The sequence below is a fragment of the Herbaspirillum sp. LeCh32-8 genome (assembly GCF_017814915.1).
Classification (GTDB): domain Bacteria; phylum Pseudomonadota; class Gammaproteobacteria; order Burkholderiales; family Burkholderiaceae_D; genus Herbaspirillum.
Genome location: NZ_JAGIPZ010000016.1, coordinates 34,356 through 53,099 on the forward strand (window position 1 = coordinate 34,356; position 18,744 = coordinate 53,099).

The window sequence follows — 18,744 nt, forward strand, 5'->3', positions numbered from 1 at the left end:
TTGCCGGTCCCACCGGCCTCTTACCCTTACGCGACCGGCGGCTTGCATACCGCCGTTGCAAAATCTCTCGATAATCGCCCCGCCGATTCGTTGATCCGCCGATCCGTCTGTGGTCGGACAGCGTCGATTTTCCCATGTCGCGGTGCGGCTCGGCCACGCACGTGCAGTCATCCCGGATTGCCCGGTCAAATCGTAGAAATGCGATTCTCGCTGGGAGGGTTCTTGGTTAGCCTGAGCTCCCTTTCATCTTCCCCGGGGCCCACGCATGAACCTTCTCTCTACGTCTTCCAGACGCATCGTCTTAGCCTGCCTGATTGCCGGCGGCATCGCTCCGGCGCCGGCGCAAACCAATCCGGTCGCCGCATCCGACGTGGCCCGGGTCAAACCGGAAGTGGATGCTTTGGTCGATGCCGGTTATGGCCGGCTCGAAGCGCTGTACAAGGAGCTCCACGCGCACCCGGAACTGGCGTTCCAGGAGACCCGCACCGCCGCGCGCCTGGCCGGCGAAATGCGCAAGCTCGGCTTCGAGGTGACCGAGAAGGTGGGCGAAACCGGCATCGTCGCGCTTTATCGCAACGGCCCCGGCCCCACCGTGATGGTGCGCACCGAACTCGACGCCCTGCCCATAGAAGAGAAGACCGGCTTGCCCTACGCCAGCCGGGTGCGCGCCCAATGGCAGGGTGAGAAGGTCGGTGTGGCGCACAGTTGCGCGCACGATGTGCACATGGCTGCGTGGGTGGGCGCCGCCCAGACGATGGTGTCCATGAAGGATCGCTGGCGCGGCACGCTGATGTTCGTCGCCCAGCCGGCCGAGGAGCTGGGCACCGGCGCCAGACGCATGCTCGACGACGGCCTGTTCCAGCGCTTCGGCAAGCCGGATTATGCGTTCGCGCTGCACACCATTCCCGGCCCCTACGGCGTCATCAGCTACAACGTCGGTCCGATCTCGTCGAACCTGGACACGATGGAAATCACCTTCAAGGGCCGCGGCGGCCATGGCTCGGCGCCCAACAAGACCATCGACCCGGTGATGATGGCCGCGCGCTTCGTGGTCGACCTGCAAAGCGTGATCAGCCGTGAGAAGGATCCGCAGGAGTTCGGCGTGGTCAGCATCGGCGCCATCCAGGGCGGCAGCGCCAGCAACATCATCCCGGAGAGCGTGCTGCTGCGCGGGACGATACGTTCGTTCAAGCCTGACGTGCGGCAAAAGATCATCGACGGCATCCAGCGCACGGCCAAAGGCGTGACCGAGATGGCCGGCGCGCCCGCGGCCGAGTTTCACTTGATCCCGGGCGCCGCTGCGATCCGCAACGATGCCGCCGTGGTGGGGCGTATCGAACCCGTGCTGCAGGCCGCTTTCGGCGCCGACCACGTGCTGCGCACGCCGCCGGCGACCACCAGCGAGGACTATTCCTTCTTCGTGGATGCCGGAGTGCCGTCGATGTACTTCTTCGTCGGCCTCGACGATCCCGCGCAGTACCAGGCCTCGATCGGGCCGAACGGCACGCCATTGCCCGGCCAGCATTCGGCGCAGTACGCGCCTGTGCTGGAGCCTGCGCTCAAGACCAGCATGACCGCCATGTCGCTGGCGTTGCTGAACGTGCTGCAGTAAGCCGGCAGGCAGGACGGCGCGGCCGGGAAGGGGGCCGAGAAGAGGGCCCGGAAGGGCGCGCCGCGGCCATATGAAAAAACGATGGCCCCATCGACAATCCATATTTCCGCAGCTTTTCCATAAGGAATAGACTGCACTGGCTGAAGTCCCGCAATGGGGCGGCGGCGCGGGCCGTTACCACGGCCTTTTCTTCCGGCAGTGACGCGTCATATCCGATGCGGTAATGGCGGGCGATATCTGAATAATAATTTTGGAGACAGACATGGAACATCGTTCGGCAGCCGACGCTGCCGGAGCGCTGGCCGCCGACCATCCGGCGCACGCGCGCCGGCCTGACGCCACCCCCTCCGGCAACGCCGCTTCCCCCGTCCCGCTGGCCCCCGTCAGCCTGGACGACAAATACACCGCCACCGCAGGTTCGATTTATCTCTCCGGCATCCAGGCCCTGGTGCGCCTGCCGATGCTGCAGCAGATCCGTGACCAGCGCGCCGGCCTGCACACGGCAGGCTTCATCTCCGGCTATCGCGGCTCGCCGCTGGGCGGGCTGGATGAGGCGCTGTGGAAGGCCCAGCCGCACCTGGCCGCGCATGGCGTCAAATTCCAGCCGGGCGTGAACGAGGACATGGCCGCCACTGCGGTGTGGGGCACCCAGCAGGTCAAGCTGATCGGGCCTTCCGAATACGACGGCGTGTTCGCCATGTGGTACGGCAAGGGGCCGGGCGTGGACCGCTGCGGCGATGTGCTGAAGCACATGAACCACGCCGGCACTTCACAGCGTGGCGGCGTGCTGCTGGTGGCCGGCGACGACCACGGCGCCTATTCCTCGACGCTGCCGCACCAGTCCGACCATATCTTCTCGGCATCGATGATCCCGATGCTCTATCCCTGCAACGTGCAGGAATACCTCGACCTCGGCCTGCACGGCTGGGCCATGTCGCGCTATTCCGGCTGCGTGGTGGGTTTCAAGGCGCTGGCCGACACGGTTGAGTCGAGCGCCTCGGTGGACGCCGATCCCTTCCGTATCGACATCAACTATCCGACCGACTTCATCATGCCGGACGGCGGCCTGAACGCCCGCCTGTCGACCGACACACTGGGACTGCAGGCGCGCAAGCAGGAAGCGCTGATGCAGGACTATAAGATCTACGCTGCCTTGGCCTATGCGCGCGCCAACAAGCTCAACCGTGTGATGATCGACAGCCCCAGGGCGCGACTGGGCATCATCGCCTCGGGCAAGTCTTATCTCGATGTGCTGGAAGCCTTGTCCGAACTGGGCATCGATGAGGCCTTTGCGGCCGAGATCGGCCTGCGCCTGTTCAAGGTCTCCATGCCCTGGCCGCTGGAGCCGGAAGGCGTGCGCGAGTTCGCGCAGGGCCTGGACGAGATCCTGGTGGTGGAAGAAAAACGCCAGATGGTCGAATACCAGTTGAAGGAACAGCTCTACAACTGGCGCGACGACGTGCGCCCGCGCGTGATCGGCAAGTTCGACGAGAAGGGCGAGTGGGTGGCGCCGCGCGGCGAATGGCTGCTGACCTCCAAGGCCGATTTCTCGGTGGCGCAAATCGCCCGCGTGATCGCCGCGCGCATCGCGCGTTTCCACACCAGCGACCTGATCAAGGCGCGCCTGGCTTTCCTCGACGCCAAGGATGCGGTGCTGTCCAAGGCGGTCAACACGCCGCCGCGCCCGGCCTACTATTGCTCGGGCTGCCCGCACAACACCTCCACCAAGGTGCCGGAGGGCAGTTTCGCCTTGGCCGGCATCGGCTGCCACGTGATGGCCACCGCCATCTATCCTGAATACAACAAGCTCACCACCCACATGGGCGGCGAGGGCGCGCCCTGGATCGGCCAGGCGCCGTTCTCGCAGGTGCCGCACGTGTTCGCCAACCTGGGCGACGGCACCTACTTTCACTCCGGCTATCTGGCCATCCGCGCGGCGGTCGCCTCCGGCGTGAACATGACCTACAAGATCCTCTACAACGACGCAGTGGCGATGACCGGCGGGCAGCCGGTAGACGGCACGGTCTCGGTGCCGATGATCGCGCAGCAGATGGCGGCCGAAGGCGTGCGGCGCATTGCGCTGGTGTCGGAAGACATTGCCCGCTATACCGACCGCTCCAGCCTGCCGACGGCCGTCACCGTGCACGACCGCAAGGAGATGGACGCCGTGCAGCGCGAACTGCGCGAGCTGCCGGGCGTGAGCGTCATCATCTACGACCAGACCTGCGCTGCCGAGAAGCGCCGTCGCCGCAAGAAGGGCGAATTTCCCGATCCCAATGAGAGGCTGTTCATCAACGAAGCCGTGTGCGAGGGCTGCGGCGACTGCGGCGTGCAATCCAACTGCACCTCGATCCTGCCGCTGGAGACCGAATTCGGCCGCAAGCGCGCCATCGACCAGTCCTCCTGCAACAAGGATTATTCCTGCGTGAAGGGCTTTTGCCCCAGCTTTGTCACCGTGACCGGCGGCAAGCTGAAGACATCGAAGACCGGCGTGGCAAGGAAAGACGCGACGGACGACTTCGGCGCCTTGCCGCAGCCGACGCTGCCCTCGTGCGACGCGCCGTTCAATATCCTCATCAACGGCATCGGCGGCACCGGCGTGATCACCATCGGCGCGCTGATGGGCATGGCCGCGCACCTGGAAGGCAAGGGCGCGTCGGTGCTGGACATGACCGGCATGTCGCAGAAGAACGGTTCGGTCACCTCGCACGTGCGCATCGCCCGTACGCGCGACGGCATCCGCGCCCAGCGCATCGCCACCGGCGAGGCCGATCTCATTTTGGGTTGCGACATGCTGACCGCCGGCTCCTTCGACGCCATTTCCAAGATGCGCCCGGGGCGCACCCGTGCGGTGGTCAACGTACACCAGCAGCCGCCGGGCCAGTTCGCCAAGAACCCGGACTGGCAATTCCCGTTCGAGGAAGTCAAGGCGCTGATCGTGGAGTCGGTCGGGCAGCAGGCCGACTTCATCGATGCCACCCGCCTGGCCACGGCCTTGATGGGCGACTCCATCGCCACCAATCTGTTCATGCTGGGCTACGCCTGGCAGCGCGGGGAACTGCCGCTGAGCGAGGCCTCGCTGCTGCGCGCCATCGAGATGAACGGCGTGGCGGTCGAGTCCAACAAGACCGCCTTCCTGTGGGGCCGCCGCGCAGCGGTCGACCTGGCCAGGGTGGAACGCATCGCCTTGCCGGCGCAGCCGATGGTGCTGCGCATGCCGGAGTCGCTGGACAAGCTGGTCAAGCGCCGCGTCGCCTTCCTGATCGACTATCAGAACGCCGCCTACGCCGCGCAGTTCGCCGAGGTGGTGGAGGCAGTGCGCGCGGCCGAGGCGCCGCTGGGCGGCGACAGGCTGGCCATGGCGGTGGCGCGCAATCTCTCCAAGCTGATGGCCTACAAGGACGAATACGAGGTCGCGCGCCTGTACACCGATGGCAACTTCACGCGCCAACTGGCCCAGCAGTTCGAAGGAGATTTTTCGCTCAGCTTCAACCTGGCGCCGCCGGTCTTCGCAAAGAAGGACGCCCAGGGCCATCTGGTCAAGGCCCGTTACGGCAGCTGGATGTTCAAAGCGTTCAAGCTGCTGGCGAAGATGAAGGGCCTGCGCGGCACCGCGCTGGATGTGTTCGGCCGCACCGCAGAGCGCAAGATGGAGCGGCAATTGATCGTCGACTACCGCGACATGGTGCTGATCCTGTTGCGCAAGCTGGATGCCTCCAACCACGCGTTGGCCGTCGAGCTGGCGCAATTGCCGGAGCAGGTGCGCGGCTACGGCCACGTCAAGGAGCGCGCGGTGCAGGCAATGCAGGCGCGGCGCGCCGAGTTGCTGGCGCGGTTCGACAAGCCGGCGCTGGATCGGGCCGCATGAGTGGGCAACGTGAGTGTGCAAAACAAGCGAGCGACCTAAGCTGCCGACATGAAACGACGCTGGGCTCCTGCTTTCGCAGGAGCGACGGCGTGAGGAGTTGGCGCATGCCTGCCGTCCCTGCGCAAGCAGGGACCCGGCGACGTTAAAGTTGCCGGTAAGGCAAGCAGCGTCCAATGTCGCGCCGGCGACAACCCGTCATCTCAAATTCCATTAATCTAGATGCCACATAAGGGCGCCACCGCCCGGCACAACAACAACGATCAGGAGACGCACATGGACTTCGAACTTAACGAGGATCAACTGGCCTTCCAGCAAAGCGCGCGCGATTTCGCCGCCGGCGAGATGGCGCCGCATGCCGCCAAGTGGGACGAGGAGGCGCATTTTCCGCTGGATGTGATTGCCAAGGCCGGCGAGCTGGGCTTTTGCGGTCTGTACACGCCCGAGGAGCTGGGCGGCCTCGGTTTGACGCGGCTGGACGCTACCGTGGTGTTCGAGGAGCTGGCGCGCGCCTGTCCGTCGACCGCCGCCTATCTGACCATCCACAACATGGTCAGCTGGATGATCGCCTCCTGGGGCACGCCGGCGATCAAGGATGAGTGGTGCGAGAAGCTGGCCGCCGGCCGCAAGATAGGCTCCTATTGCCTGACCGAGCCTGGCTCGGGCTCCGACGCCGGATCGCTGAAGACCTCCGCCAAACTGGTGGACGGCCACTACGTGATCAACGGTTCCAAGGCCTTCATCTCCGGCGCCGGCTCGACCGATGTGCTGGTGGTGATGGCGCGCACCGGCGGCGAAGGCGCGCGCGGCGTCTCGGCCTTCGTGGTGCCGGGCAATGCCGAGGGCATCAGCTACGGCAAGAAGGAAACCAAGATGGGCTGGAACAGCCAGCCCACCCGCACCATCAGCTTCGACAACGTCAAGGTGCCGGCCAGCCACCTGCTGGGCAACGAGGGCGAGGGCTTCGTGTTCGCCATGAAAGGCCTGGACGGCGGCCGCATCAACATCGCCACCTGTTCGGTGGGCGCGGCCCAGGCGGCGCTGGACGCGGCGCACGCCTACATGAAGGAACGCAAGCAGTTCGGCCGCCCGATCGCCGACTTCCAGGCGCTGCAATTCAAGCTGGCCGACATGCAGACCGAGCTGGTCGCGGCGCGCCAGATGGTGCGGCTGGCGGCGGTCAAGCTGGATAGCAAATCGCCGCAGGCCACCACCTATTGCGCCATGGCCAAGCGCCTGGCGACCGACCTCGGCTTCAAGATCTGCAACGAGGCGCTGCAGCTGCACGGCGGCTACGGCTACATCCGTGAATACCCGCTGGAGCGCTACTTCCGCGACGTGCGCGTGCACCAGATCCTGGAAGGCACCAACGAGATCATGCGCGTGATCGTCTCGCGCCAGCTCCTGAACAGCGACAACCTCGACGACATCCGTTGACCGATATCCGCTCATCACAAGGGACGCCATGACTTACACCAATCTCAAGCTGGAAAAGACCCACCACACCGCAGTGCTGACGTTGTCCAATCCGCCCGCCAACACCTGGACGCGCGAGGCGCTGGCCGACCTGACGCGGCTGGTGCAAGACCTGAACGCGGACCGCAATATCTACACCCTGGTGGTGACCGGCGAGGGCGAGAAGTTCTTCTCGGCCGGCGCCGATCTCAAGCTCTTCGCCGACGGCGACAAGGCCATGGCGCGCGAGATGGCGCGCCGCTTCGGCGAGGCCTTCGAAACCTTGTCGGGCTTCCGCGGCGTGTCGATCGCCGCCATCAACGGCTACGCTATGGGCGGCGGTCTGGAATGCGCGCTGGCCTGCGACATTCGCATCGCCGAGGAGCAGGCGCAGATGGCCTTGCCGGAAGCCGCAGTTGGTCTTCTGCCGTGCGCCGGCGGTACCCAGAACCTGCCGTGGCTGGTCGGCGAGGGCTGGGCCAAGCGCATGATCCTGTGCGGCGAGCGGGTCAATGCCGAGACCGCGCTGCGCATCGGCCTGGTGGAGGAAGTTGTTGCCAAAGGCCAGGCCAAGGCGCGTGCGCTGGAGCTGGCCCTGCAGGCGGAAAAGCAGAGCCCGTCCTCGGTGGCGGCCAGCAAGATCCTGATCCAGGGCGCCCGCCACAATCCGTTGGGCACCATTCTGCAGAGCGAGCGTGAGCTGTTTGTCGACCTGTTCGACACGCAGGACCAGAAGGAGGGCGTCAACGCCTTCCTCGGCAAACGCAGCCCGGAGTGGAAAAACGCCTGAGGATTTTCCCGTGGCGCGAGGATCGGTCGCCGGCCTTACGCCGGCGATTTTCTTTACATCGCCGGGACGCAAATGATCGTCCCCGCTTTCGGTATGATGTTGTCTTCCATCACCGTCCGAACGGCAACATGAGCATCGTATACAAGACCGACGTTTCCCTCACCGTCGAGCAGTTCATCGACGTCCTCTCCCGCACTTCGCTGGGCCCGCGCCGTCCGCTGGACGACCTCGAATGCATGAGCGCCATGATCGCCAACGCCAACCTGGTCGCCACCGCCTGGGACGGCGAGCTGCTGGTCGGCGTGGCGCGCTGCGTGACCGATTTCGCCTATGCCTGCTACATGTCCGAGTTGGCGGTCGACGAAAACTACCAGCGTCGCGGCATCGGCAAGGAGCTGATCCGCCATGCGCGCAGCCGGCTTGGCCCGCGTTGCCGCCTGCGCCTGCTGGCCGCACCGGATGCCGCCGACTACTACGGCCATATCGGCTTCGTGCACAGCCCGCGCTGCTGGGAGCTGACGCCGGGCGTCGAGCTCAAGTAAGCCGCACGGATATTTGTAGCTGTACCCGATTCAACGACAATACGCACACATCCATGATCGAGATTCGCCCGTTTTCTTCCGAACACGCCGCCGGCGTGGTCGACGTCATCCTGCCGATCCAGCAACAGGAGTTTGAGATCCCCATCACGCTGGAGGGCCAGCCCGACCTGAACAACATCCCCGGCTTCTACCAGAAGGGCAACGGCAATTTCTGGATCGCGCTGGACGGCGGCAAGGTGGTGGGCACCGTATCGCTGCTGGATATCGGCAACGGCCAGGTGGCGCTGCGCAAGATGTTCGTGGCCGCCACCCATCGCGGCAAGGAGCACGGCACCGCCAAGCGCCTGCTCGACGGCGCGGTGAGCTGGGCCAAGGAAAAGGGCGTGACGCAGATCTACCTCGGCACCACCGCCAAGTTCCTGGCGGCGCACCGCTTCTACGAGAAGAACGGTTTCAGGCTGGTCGAGAAGACCGAGCTGCCGCAGGCGTTTCCGGTGATGGTGGTGGATACGCGCTTTTACGCGCTGGATTGCGCCTGAGTTGGCCTGCGGTACGGCGGTCGCTGTGTCGGCTGATTTTCTCGTTATCTCCGTCATCCCGGCGGAGGCCGGGATCCAGTGGCGTTCGTCGTGTTCCGCCGTCGCTGGTGTGGCGCCACAAAAGTCACTGGGTCCCGGCCTTCGCCGGGACGACGATGGGGTCAGGGAGATCTGCCCTCACAGCCGCCGGTCGCTTTTCACTCCGAAATAGAACCAGTCACAGCGGGTAGGAGATATGCCCCGGCGTGATCCTGCTTGCGTCGTCCTGACGAAGGTCAGGACCCAGTGGCGTTTGCCATGCCTCACGGTCGTCTTTGAGCGCAACGAACGTCGCTGGATCCCGGCCTTCGCCGGGATGACCGGAGGTGATACCTACGTTGGCGAGTCTTTCAGGTTTCCGGATGCACGCACTATTGATGCTGCCAGTCGGCGTCACAGCCGCCGGTCGCTCTTCACCCCGAAATAGAACCACTCGTTGCCCGTCAGCGCCCTGGGATTGGGGAACACGATGTAGCCGTCGTCCGGCGCCGTCACCGCCGCGCCGCTCTGGCGGTGGCCGATGAGGTCGCCTTTCTGCACCTTGTCAAAGCTGGCCCAGTCGCGGGTGAAGCGGTCGTCGGCATGTTCCATGTCGATCACGTCGACCAGGCGGATGATCTCGATGTCGGCCTGCGGCGGCTGCAGGGCGATGTCGGCCATGCCCAGCAGCGCCAGTGTCTGGCGAATCGCGCGGTAGGCCACTTCCGGCGCCTGCGCGTCCTCGTGCTGGCCGCATTCCAGCGTGATGCCGTAGGCCCCCCGGGTGCGTGCGAATTCGGTGGTGCCCACGCCATAGCCTTGATCGAGCAGGTCGGGCGCGCTGACTTTGCCTTCCTTGCGGCGGCGTTCGACCCCGCGCGCGTAGGTCGTCATCCAGCCTTCCACGATGCGGGTGGTGCCCAGGTGCGCCGCCATCCGCTGCTCCGCCGCGGCGTGGGAGAAGGCTTCGATATCGCCCCGGTTGTCTTCCGGGCCCAGCATGGCGAAGGGCACGCCGCCGGTGTGGAAGGAGTGCAGGTCCAGCAGCACATCGTGCTCTGCAATCCACGGACACAGCACGTTGGCGATGCGGTCCTCGAAGTTGGCCGGCGCCGGGTTGATGCGCATGTTGCGGTTGAGGTTACGCTCGCCCTGGCGCTGCTTCTTCTGATAGGCCAGCGGATTGGTCACCGGCACCAGCGTGAGCAGGCCGCGCCTGATCGCCAGCGCACCGCTGTCGAGCTCGCGCAGCAGGCGTTCGATGGCACGCGTGCCGCAGGTTTCGTTGCCGTGGACCGCGCCCAGCACCAGCAGGCGCGGGCCGGGCTCCAGTGCGGCGAACTGGTGGCGTTGCAGGGAGAGGGGAAATTCGCTTGAAGTCATAAGAAGCTTGTGCAGGCTGGCCAAGCATGAACGATACCTTGCTTCGTCCAAGCCCGCCAGCGGCCGGCAGGTGCGGCCCGTCATGTGCTCAGGTGCGCTCAGGTGCGCTCAGTCAGGCCGCTCCCAGCCGGGCGTGAACGCGGCTGCCACGGCATCGTGGGCGTGCAGGCTCTCGAAGTGGCTGACCTCGACCGAGCAGGCGCCAAAGCGCGCCTCCAGCGCCAGCCGCAGGCGGCGCGCGGCATCTTCCACATACATCAGGTTGGCGCCGTTGCGCAGCGCGAAGGCCTGCTCGTCGGCGCGCTTGACGGCGCTTTGCACCGGCGTGCCCAGCGCGGCCTCGGCGACGTCGATCAGCACATGCAGGGGCAGGGCGTCGGCGCTGGGATCGACGGTGATGCAGAGGGTCGCTTCGCTGCGCTGGCTGTGCGGCGTGGCCAGGCTGGCGTTGCGTTCTATCCATGCCAGCACCTGCTCGCGGGCAATCTCCTGTCGGTCTGCAAAGTCGTCCAGAAAAGCGTCTTGAATGGCCTGGCGCGACAAGGCGGCCGAGCAGGGGCAGGTCGACGAGTACTGCACGCGCGCGCTCAGCCAGAGGCGCGTGCGGCCGTCCCGCAAGCTGGCGTACACCGAGACGGGATAGCTGCGCCAGCCTTCCAGACCGGGCGTATGCAGCGCCGGCCGGCGCATCGACAGCGAGAACTCCAGTTCCACCCGGGCGCTGCGCGATGCGCAGTCGGCATGGCTGTCCAGCATCTTGCCCAGCAACTGCGTCAGGGCGCGCGGGGACAGCGTCTGCTCCTGCATTTGCTGGTCCAGCAACCGATACAGGCGCGACATGTGGATGCCCTTGGTGTGCGCATCGGGCAGGTCGACCGCCAGCGCCGCGGTGGCCGGCAGGCGCAGGCCGGATTCCAGCTGCAGCATGGCGGCGATGCCGCGCATGCCGACGCTGTTCAACGGCAGCGCAATGCTCGCGCGTTCATTGCGGGCGACATCCGGAAGGCTGTGCGCGGCGGCGTTCACCGCTGTCATTCTTGCGTCCACAGCGGGAATGGATCGGCCATGCGAATCCAACCGACCGGGCCTTGCGCCATTTCGGCATCCGTCAGCAAGCAGTCGTCGAGACGGCCGCGCAGCGCCGCCTCGTCCATGGCCATACCAATCAGCACCAGTTCCTGGCGGGCGTCGCCGACGTTTTCATCCCAGTGCTCCATGATCAGCTGCACCGAGTCGGCATCCTGCGGCCAGCGCTCGCGCGGCACGGCAGCCCACCATTTGCCGGCGAGGCCGTGACGGCATACGCCGCCGGCCTGCGACCAGGAACCGGCCTGGGCCGGCCGGCTGGCCAGCCAGAAGAAACCCTTGGAGCGCACCACGCCCGGCCATTCCGAGTTGATCAGCGCGAAGAAGCGTTGCGGGTGCAGGGGCCGGCGCGCGCGCCAGGCGAAGCTGGCGATGCCGTATTGTTCAGACTCCGGCACATGCTCGCCGCGCAGCTCCTGCAACCAGCCCGGCGCCTGGCTGGCCTGCTCGAAGTCGAACAGGCCGGTGCTCAGCACCTGGTTCAGCGCGACCCGGCCGAATTCGGCGCCGACGATGCGCGCGCGCGGATTGAGGCCGCGCAGAATGGCCTGCAGGCGCTCGCGCTGTTCGGGCGCGACCAGATCCAGCTTGTTGACGACCAGCACGTCGCAGAACTCGACCTGTTCGACCAGCAGGTCGACCACGGTGCGCTCATCCTCTTCGCCCATCGATTCGCCGCGTTGCTCCAGGCTGTCCTGCGAGCTGTAATCCTTGAGGAAATTGAAGGCGTCGACCACGGTGACCATGGTGTCCAGTCGCGCCACGTCGGACAGGCTGGCGCCGTCTTCGTCGCTGAAGGTAAAGGTCTCGGCCACCGGCAGTGGCTCGGAGATGCCGGTGGACTCGATCACCAGCTGGTCGAAACGGCGCTCGCGCGCCAGCTTGCGCACTTCCAGCAGCAGGTCTTCGCGCAGCGTGCAGCAGATGCAGCCGTTGCTCATCTCGACCAGCTTTTCGTCGGTGCGCGAGAGCTCGGCGCCGCCGTCGCGCACCAGCGCGGCGTCGATGTTGACCTCCGACATGTCGTTGACGATCACCGCCACGCGGCGGCCTTCGCGGTTGTTCAGGATGTGGTTGAGCAGGGTGGTCTTGCCGGCGCCGAGGAAACCGGACAACACGGTGACGGGAAGCCGGCGGTCAGCGGGCGGGCGGGAGGTGGTGGACATGAATGAACCTGATGGACGAGCGGGAGGTTGGCGGTGAATAGCAGTGGAGGGCGCTTGCGCGAGAAGGCGACGGCCATCCGCTTGGTTCGATAAATGCAACTTAGTTGCGAATATCTCATAAATGCAACAAAGTTGCAAATTATGCGCGCGCCGGGCCGTCCGAAGAAGGAAGCGGCCGCTTGTGCTAGCATTGCGCCTCGCAACAAGGAGGCTCTTTCATGTCCCAGATCTTCCCCTACAAGGGAAACGCAGTTATTCCAGAAGTTCGCCAACTGGACAGCGGAAAATTCATGGCCTGTTTCGTGATTCACGAAGGCAAGGACGGCGCAGGCAAGCTGCGCTACCAGCGCAAGGCGCCCACCAATGAATTCGAGTCCGAGGACGAGGCGATCGCCTACATCCTGGATTTCTCGGGCGACTGGATCGACCAGAATCCCCTGTAAGCCGACTCGTCGGCAGGCCATGCAGCCCCGGACCTGCAGAATGACCGGAAACGAAAAGAGCCGCGCGATGCGGCTCTTTTTTTATTGCCTATTGTGCAGGCCGCCCCCTCCAGTGCGACAAATTGCCACATTCGCAGCGCGTCCTCCCGCGCCTACAATACGCGCCTTGTCCAAGCCACGCCCGGTCCTCTCCACACGGGCCTCCCGCCATGACCACCACCTACCAACCGGCCGCCGCGGCGGCCGTCCCGCGCAAGGCCGCCTCGGCCATGACCGCCTTGTTGCTGCGCCTGCATTTCTACATCGGCCTGTTCGTCGGCCCCTTCATCATGGTGGCCGCCGTGACCGGCACGCTGTTCGTGCTGACGCCGCAGATCGAGGAGCGCGTGTACGCCGGGCAACTGTTCAACCAGTCGCAGGGCGAGATCCAGCCGCTGGCCGCGCAGATCAAGGCCGCGCAGGCCTATATGGATGGCCTGAACCATCCGGGCGACAAGCCGCGCCTGTTCGCCGTGCGGCCGTCCAAGGCCGAGGGCTGGAATACCCGCGTGATGTTCAGCCAGCAAGGCCTGGGCGACCAGAGCCGCGCCGTGTTCGTCGACCCGGTCAACCTGCAGGTGCATGGCGAGCTGCTGGTCTACGGCACCAGCGGCACGCTGCCGTTTCGCACCACGCTCGATTACCTGCACCGCAACCTGATGCTGGGCGACCTCGGCCGCAACTACAGCGAGCTGGCCGCCTCCTGGCTGTGGCTGGGTGCGCTGGGCGGCGTCTGGCTATGGTGGAACGCGCGTCGCCGGGCGCGGCCGGAGGTGCAGAAGGCGCGCAAGCCGATGAATGCGCGTCGCCTGCATTCGCTGCTGGGGATCTGGATCGTGGTCGGGCTGGTGTTCTTCTCCGCCACCGGGTTGACTTGGTCGAAGTGGGCCGGGGCGCGCGTGAACATGCTGCGCGCCGAGCTGGGCTGGATCACGCCGTCGGCCTCGATGCAGCTGCAGCCGTCCAAATCCATGGAGGGCATGGACATGGGTGAGCACGCCGAGCACATGACCATGGCGCACCAGCACGCCGGTATGGCCATGCCCATGCCGGCCGCCGGCGACCCGGCGCGCTTTGACCTGGTGCAATCGATCGCCCGCGCCGGCGGCATCGATTCGTCCGAGATCGAAATCCGTCCGCCGCGCGCGGCGAACCAGGCCTGGATGGTGCGCGAGACCGATCGTTCATGGCCGACCCAGGTCGACACCGTGGCGGTGGATCCGGACCGCATGGCCATCACCAGCCGCGCCGACTTCGCCACCTTCCCGCTGATCGCCAAGCTGATCCGCTGGGGTGTGGATGCGCACATGGGCATCCTGTTCGGCGTGGCCAACCAGATCATGATGGCCGCCTTCGGCATCGCGCTCACCGCGATGATCGTGCTGGGCTACGTGATGTGGTGGCGTCGTCGCCCGGCCGCCGGTTCTGGCCTGGCGCCGCTGACCGAAGCCTTCATGCGGCTGGCGCCGGCGCAGCGCGTCACGGTCGGCGTGCTGGCCATCCTGCTGGGATGGAACCTGCCGTTGATGGGCCTCAGTCTGCTGCTGTTCCTGCTGGTGGACGTGATCCGCTGGCGGCTGGCTCGGCGCTGAGGCTGCCGTCGCTTTCCAGCTCGAACCATTCGCTGCCGCGTTGCACGAACGTCTGCGACGCGGCCAGCGCGAAAGACTTCTGCTCGGGCTCCCAGCCCAGCCTGTGCACCACAATCTGGTGCGCCTCCACCTGCAAGACATTGAATGAATTGCTCTCGCCGCGTCCGCGCGTCGAGGTGGCCGTGCCTGCCTGCACCACCAGTGCCGAATAGCCGGGAATGTCATAACGCCCGGCGCTGCTGACGGCCGAGCTGGTGTGTACATGCCCGGCCAGCAGCAGGTCGGCGCCGCACAGCGCGAAGGCGCGCATGGCAGGCACCGCCTTGCCGACCAGGTCGTGATGCTGCGGCCCCGGCGGCAGGTCGAAGGGGTGGTGGGTGACGATGATCTTGACCATGTTCTCGCCCACGGCCGCCAGCTGGCGGCGCGCCATCTCGATCTGGCGATCGTTGACGCGACCGTCCTTGATGGTCAGCGAGCGTGCGGTGTTGATCCCGACCACCACGATTTCATCGTCCATGTAGACCGGCTGCAGATCCTCGCCGATGTAGCGGCGGTACTTGCGTAGCGGCTGCAGCATGCGCGCGGCGACGTTGAACAGCGGCACGTCATGGTTGCCCGGCACCACCAGCTGCGGATGCGGCAGCGCGTCGAGGAAGGCCCGTGCCTCCTGGAACTGGGCGCTGCGCGCGCGCTGGGTGAGGTCGCCCGAGACCACCACCAGATCGGGATTCAACTCATGCACCTGGGCGATCAGCGGCGCGATGATGTCCGGATCGGTGCGGCCGAAGTGCAGGTCGGACAGATGGATCACGGTGCGCATCAGTCGTCCCCCCACAGCTTGGCGAGGATGGTCGGCTGCGCGTCTTGCGGCGCCGCCGGTTGCTCCTCAGGCGGCACGATCACCGTCAGCGAGGCCCGGCGGATGCGGTATTGCAGCGGCGTCTGCAGGATCGTGACCTCGCCGTCGGTGGCCACGCGCAGGCGCTTCTTGTGGGTCTCGATCAGGATCTCGGTGGCGGTCAGCGCATCGAAGTCGTGCGCTTCGCGCAGGCGACCGAACAGCGCATTCAGCGCCAGTCGCAGCAGGCCGAAGCGGCCGGTGCGGTGGCATACGTACAGGCTCAGTTTGCCGTCCATCAGCGTGGAGCGCTTGCCGATGTCGAGCCCGCTCATCAGGTATTCGTTGTTGCCGATGAAGACAAAAGGCGTGCGCCGCCAGTGATCCTGGCCGCCGATGCGCATGCGCACGCGCAGGAAGGGATAGCGGCGCAGCGCGCCCATCGCCGCCCATGAGAACGCCAGCCATTTGCCGCGGCCCAGCCGCGCCTGCTGCTTCTCGCGCTCGCGCACGATGTCGGGGTACAAACCCAGGCTGGAGTTGTTGATGAAGGGCACGCCGTTGACTTCGCCGCTGTCGACCCGCAGGCGGCGGCCGGTGGCGATGTTGGCGATCGCGTCTTCCAGCACCAGCGGGATGTTCAGATCCTTTGCGAAATGGTTGAGCGTACCCAGCGGCAGTACGCCCAGCGCGCTCTCGCAGTGCGCGTCGGCGATCAGCGTGGAGGCGACGGCGTTGACGCTGCCGTCGCCGCCGCCGACGGCGACGATGGCGATCTTGTCGCGCACCGCGCGCCGCGCGGCGGCCAGCATGTCTTCGCCGCTGCGGGCCAGGTGCACCTCGGCGCGCAAGCCGTGGCGCGCGAATTCGGCGGTGATATGGGCGGCCAGCTCCTGGGCGTGCCCGCCGCCGGCCTTGGCATTGATGGCGGCGACGACATCGGGACGCTCGCCATGGGATGGGTGTTCCTGTTTGCTTTCAGGCAATTCTTCCGTCCGATTTCTTGTCATGGGCAGCCGCCAACAACGCGGTTGCCTGGGTTGGAAAATCAGTTGGAGCGCGTCCGTGCCGAATAGTGCCGTCGGGTGGTGAAAAGCGCGGTGGTCCAGAAGGCGAACCAGGCCGTGCCCAGCAGCATGGCGCCCAGCACGTCGCTCAGGAAATGCGCCCCGAGATAGACGCGGCTGAAAGCGGTCAGCGCCACCAGCAGCAGCGCAACGCCGATCACCGCGATGCGCGCGCAGGCTGAACCGGGCCGGGAGGCGAGCGCGCCGTTCAGGGACGGCTGATTGAGGACATAGGCCGCCAGCATCGCATACAGCAGCGTGGCGCCGATGGTGTGGCCGCTGGGGAAACTATAGCTGTGCAGCACCAGAATGGGATCGTTGAAACTGGGCCGCAGGCGCGCAAAGACATGCTTGAGCCCGAAATTGAACAGCATGCCGCCCGGCAGCACCACCAGCAGGTCGGCCACCCAGTGCCATTGGCGGCGACGCCACATGTGCCACAGCAGCAGCGCGCCCATGGCCAGCACGCCGACGGTGCCGTGCAGGTGGGTATAGCCCAGCACCAACTCGGTCATGGGGGAAAAGGCGTGCCGGTTGAACCAGTCCGCCAGCTGCTGGTCCAGTCGCGTCAGTGCGCCGCCGCTGGTGACTTCAGCGGCGATCAGCGCAAACAGCAGCAGGGTGCTCAGCACGGCCAGCACGCCGGTGGTCAGGGGCAGGCCGAGGTAGTGGTCGCGCACGAAGCGCGCGCGCAGGAAGCCGGGGGAAGCAGCGGCGGCTTGTGAAAGTGAGGGTTCTGTCATCCGGCGATTCTAACGCGCGTCGGCGCGGCTTCCTACCCTGCGTGCCGGGGCCCGATCAGCCGAACGTGCCGGACGATCACGCGCAGGGATCGTTGCCCAGCGCGATGGCGCGCAGAGACGGCAGGTCCAGCAGCTCGATGTCGCGGTGGGCGACGTCGACCACGCCGGTCTTCTTGAAGTTGGACAGCAGGCGGCTCACGCTTTCCACCGCCAGGCCGAGGTAATTGCCGATTTCCTCGCGCGTCATGCGCAGCTGGAAGCGGGTGGTGGAATAGCCGCGGCTGGCGTAGCGCGTCGACAGGTTGAGCAGGAAGGCCGCCATTTTCTGCTGCGCCGTCATGCTGCCCAGCGTCAACATCACGCGTTGCTCGCGCGAGATCTCCAGGCTCATCATGCGATGGAACTGGCGCAGCAGCGTGGGCATATCGCGAAACAGGTCTTCCAGGCTGGCGAAGGGAATCTCGCAGACTTCGCTGTCTTCCAGCGCCACCGCCTCGCACAGGTGGTGGCCGGCGCCGATGGCATCCATGCCCAGCAGTTCGCCGGCCATCTGGAAGCCGGTGATCTGCTCGCCGCCGTTGGGGTTGTGCTGGAAGGTCTTGAAGTGGCCCAGGCGGATGGCGTACAGCATGTCGAACTTGTCGTCGAGGCGGTACAGCGTCTCGTCGCGCTTGACCTTGCGACGGCGGTTGATGACCTGTTCCAGCCGCTGCATGTCGCCCTGGTCCAGTCCCATCGGCAGGCACAGCTGGTGCATGCTGCAGGCCGAGCAGCTGGCGCGCAGCGCTTGCACGTTGACGGCCGGTCCCTGGCGGGAAGCGGGCAGGCTGGCGGGAGCAGGGGACGGTAAGCTGGACATGGGTGGTTCGTGTTCCTTCTTGATGTTATGCAATCTGACGCAGCGGGATGCGATCAGACCGGACGTACCTTCTCTTGTACCACAGTTCCGCCGGCCGGAATGTCTTCCGGATAACGCTTCGCGAAACTTTCATCTGTTCAGGCCGCGACGTAATTCACGGTCACGCAAGCTTACTTGATCAGCTTGAGCACATTGCGAAATTGCGCATGGCGGCTGTCGCGCATCCATTCATAGGCCGCCATCTCCACCGTGACCGGCGTGGCGCCCGCCTGGCGCAGTCGCTCGAAGGCGGCATCGCGGTCGGTCGCCTTGCGTGAGCTGCAGGCGTCCAGCAGCGGCAGCACCCGGTAGCCGCGCTCCAGCAGCGACAGGCAGGTCTGAAGCACGCAGATATGCGCCTCGCAGCCGGTCACAATGATTTGCCGCACCGCCGTCGGCAGCGCCGGCAGCAAGCCTTCGGCGCAGGCGTCGAAGTGGCTCTTAGGCAGGATCTTGTCGCACAACCGGGCCACGTCGGGATGGTTGGGGCCGAGCTTGTCGGGCGTTTGCGCGGTGCCGATCACCGGCACGCCTAACAGACCCGCGATGGTGGCCATGCGCACCGCTTGCGCCAGGACGACCTCGTGGTCGTGGATCGCGGGCAGCAGCTTTTGCTGCAAGTCGACCACCAGCAGTGCGGAGTCGCTGGCATTGATGAGCATCTC

The 18,744-nt window shown here is 65.9% G+C and carries 16 protein-coding genes; 8 read left to right on the forward strand and 8 right to left on the reverse strand.

Features of this window, described 5'->3' with window-relative positions:
- The first annotated feature begins 265 nt into the window (after positions 1 to 265).
- The 6 genes from J8I26_RS20695 to J8I26_RS20720 all read left to right on the forward strand — a co-directional run bounded on the left by J8I26_RS20695 (position 266) and on the right by J8I26_RS20720 (position 8,803).
- Positions 266 to 1,612 (forward strand): amidohydrolase, encoded by a 1,347-nt coding sequence (locus J8I26_RS20695; protein WP_209609001.1) that lies wholly within the window; start codon positions 266 to 268, stop codon positions 1,610 to 1,612.
- 262 nt (positions 1,613 to 1,874) lie between these two features.
- Positions 1,875 to 5,480, forward strand: coding sequence for an indolepyruvate ferredoxin oxidoreductase family protein (locus J8I26_RS20700; protein ID WP_209609002.1), 3,606 nt, complete (start codon positions 1,875 to 1,877; stop codon positions 5,478 to 5,480).
- Between the two features lie 273 nt (positions 5,481 to 5,753).
- Positions 5,754 to 6,914, forward strand: a complete 1,161-nt coding sequence (locus tag J8I26_RS20705) for an acyl-CoA dehydrogenase family protein (protein ID WP_209609003.1) — start codon at positions 5,754 to 5,756, stop codon at positions 6,912 to 6,914.
- 28 nt (positions 6,915 to 6,942) lie between these two features.
- Complete coding sequence (locus tag J8I26_RS20710; protein WP_209609004.1) at positions 6,943 to 7,722, forward strand: enoyl-CoA hydratase; 780 nt, start codon at positions 6,943 to 6,945, stop codon at positions 7,720 to 7,722.
- Positions 7,723 to 7,850: 128 nt separating this feature from the next.
- Positions 7,851 to 8,264 (forward strand): GNAT family N-acetyltransferase, encoded by a 414-nt coding sequence (locus J8I26_RS20715; RefSeq protein WP_209609005.1) that lies wholly within the window; start codon positions 7,851 to 7,853, stop codon positions 8,262 to 8,264.
- 53 nt (positions 8,265 to 8,317) lie between these two features.
- The gene (locus J8I26_RS20720; RefSeq protein ID WP_209609006.1) at positions 8,318 to 8,803 is read left to right on the forward strand and encodes a GNAT family N-acetyltransferase; all 486 of its coding nucleotides are present in this window, start codon (positions 8,318 to 8,320) and stop codon (positions 8,801 to 8,803) included.
- 432 nt (positions 8,804 to 9,235) lie between these two features.
- Here J8I26_RS20720 and J8I26_RS20725 read toward each other — a convergent pair whose 3' ends face one another.
- The 3 genes from J8I26_RS20725 to zigA all read right to left on the reverse strand — a co-directional run bounded on the left by J8I26_RS20725 (position 9,236) and on the right by zigA (position 12,456).
- Positions 9,236 to 10,204 carry a succinylglutamate desuccinylase/aspartoacylase family protein gene (locus tag J8I26_RS20725; RefSeq protein WP_209609007.1) on the reverse strand — a complete coding sequence of 323 codons (969 nt, stop codon included), beginning with the start codon at positions 10,202 to 10,204 and terminating at the stop codon, positions 9,236 to 9,238.
- A 108-nt stretch (positions 10,205 to 10,312) separates the two neighbouring features.
- Complete coding sequence (folE2, locus tag J8I26_RS20730) at positions 10,313 to 11,239, reverse strand: GTP cyclohydrolase FolE2 (protein ID WP_209609008.1); 927 nt, start codon at positions 11,237 to 11,239, stop codon at positions 10,313 to 10,315.
- The gene (gene zigA, locus J8I26_RS20735; RefSeq protein ID WP_209609009.1) at positions 11,236 to 12,456 is read right to left on the reverse strand and encodes a zinc metallochaperone GTPase ZigA; all 1,221 of its coding nucleotides are present in this window, start codon (positions 12,454 to 12,456) and stop codon (positions 11,236 to 11,238) included. Before zigA ends, folE2 begins: the two co-directional genes overlap by 4 nt.
- Before the next feature lie 218 nt (positions 12,457 to 12,674).
- Between zigA and J8I26_RS20740 the strand changes: the two genes are divergently transcribed.
- Together J8I26_RS20740 and J8I26_RS20745 are read left to right on the forward strand one after the other, a co-directional pair.
- A complete protein-coding gene (locus J8I26_RS20740; protein WP_209609010.1) occupies positions 12,675 to 12,899 on the forward strand; it encodes a hypothetical protein in 225 nt (74 codons plus the stop codon).
- 209 nt (positions 12,900 to 13,108) lie between these two features.
- A complete protein-coding gene (locus J8I26_RS20745) occupies positions 13,109 to 14,530 on the forward strand; it encodes a PepSY-associated TM helix domain-containing protein (RefSeq protein ID WP_209609011.1) in 1,422 nt (473 codons plus the stop codon).
- Here J8I26_RS20745 and J8I26_RS20750 read toward each other — a convergent pair.
- From J8I26_RS20750 to J8I26_RS20770, 5 genes are all read right to left on the reverse strand, one after another.
- Positions 14,472 to 15,353 carry a metallophosphoesterase family protein gene (locus tag J8I26_RS20750; RefSeq protein ID WP_209609012.1) on the reverse strand — a complete coding sequence of 294 codons (882 nt, stop codon included), beginning with the start codon at positions 15,351 to 15,353 and terminating at the stop codon, positions 14,472 to 14,474. The genes J8I26_RS20745 and J8I26_RS20750 overlap by 59 nt on opposite strands.
- Entirely contained in the window at positions 15,353 to 16,357 is a 1,005-nt protein-coding gene (locus J8I26_RS20755) for a diacylglycerol kinase family protein (RefSeq protein WP_245200436.1), read from the reverse strand. Before J8I26_RS20755 ends, J8I26_RS20750 begins: the two co-directional genes overlap by 1 nt.
- A 62-nt stretch (positions 16,358 to 16,419) precedes the next feature.
- A complete protein-coding gene (locus J8I26_RS20760; protein ID WP_209609014.1) occupies positions 16,420 to 17,181 on the reverse strand; it encodes a phosphatase PAP2 family protein in 762 nt (253 codons plus the stop codon).
- Positions 17,182 to 17,257: 76 nt separating this feature from the next.
- Positions 17,258 to 18,040: a fumarate/nitrate reduction transcriptional regulator Fnr gene (fnr, locus tag J8I26_RS20765; protein ID WP_209609015.1), complete on the reverse strand. Its 783-nt coding sequence runs from the start codon at positions 18,038 to 18,040 to the stop codon at positions 17,258 to 17,260.
- A gap of 170 nt (positions 18,041 to 18,210) precedes the next feature.
- Positions 18,211 to 18,741 (reverse strand): isochorismatase family protein, encoded by a 531-nt coding sequence (locus J8I26_RS20770; RefSeq protein ID WP_209609016.1) that lies wholly within the window; start codon positions 18,739 to 18,741, stop codon positions 18,211 to 18,213.
- Positions 18,742 to 18,744 lie beyond the last annotated feature (3 nt).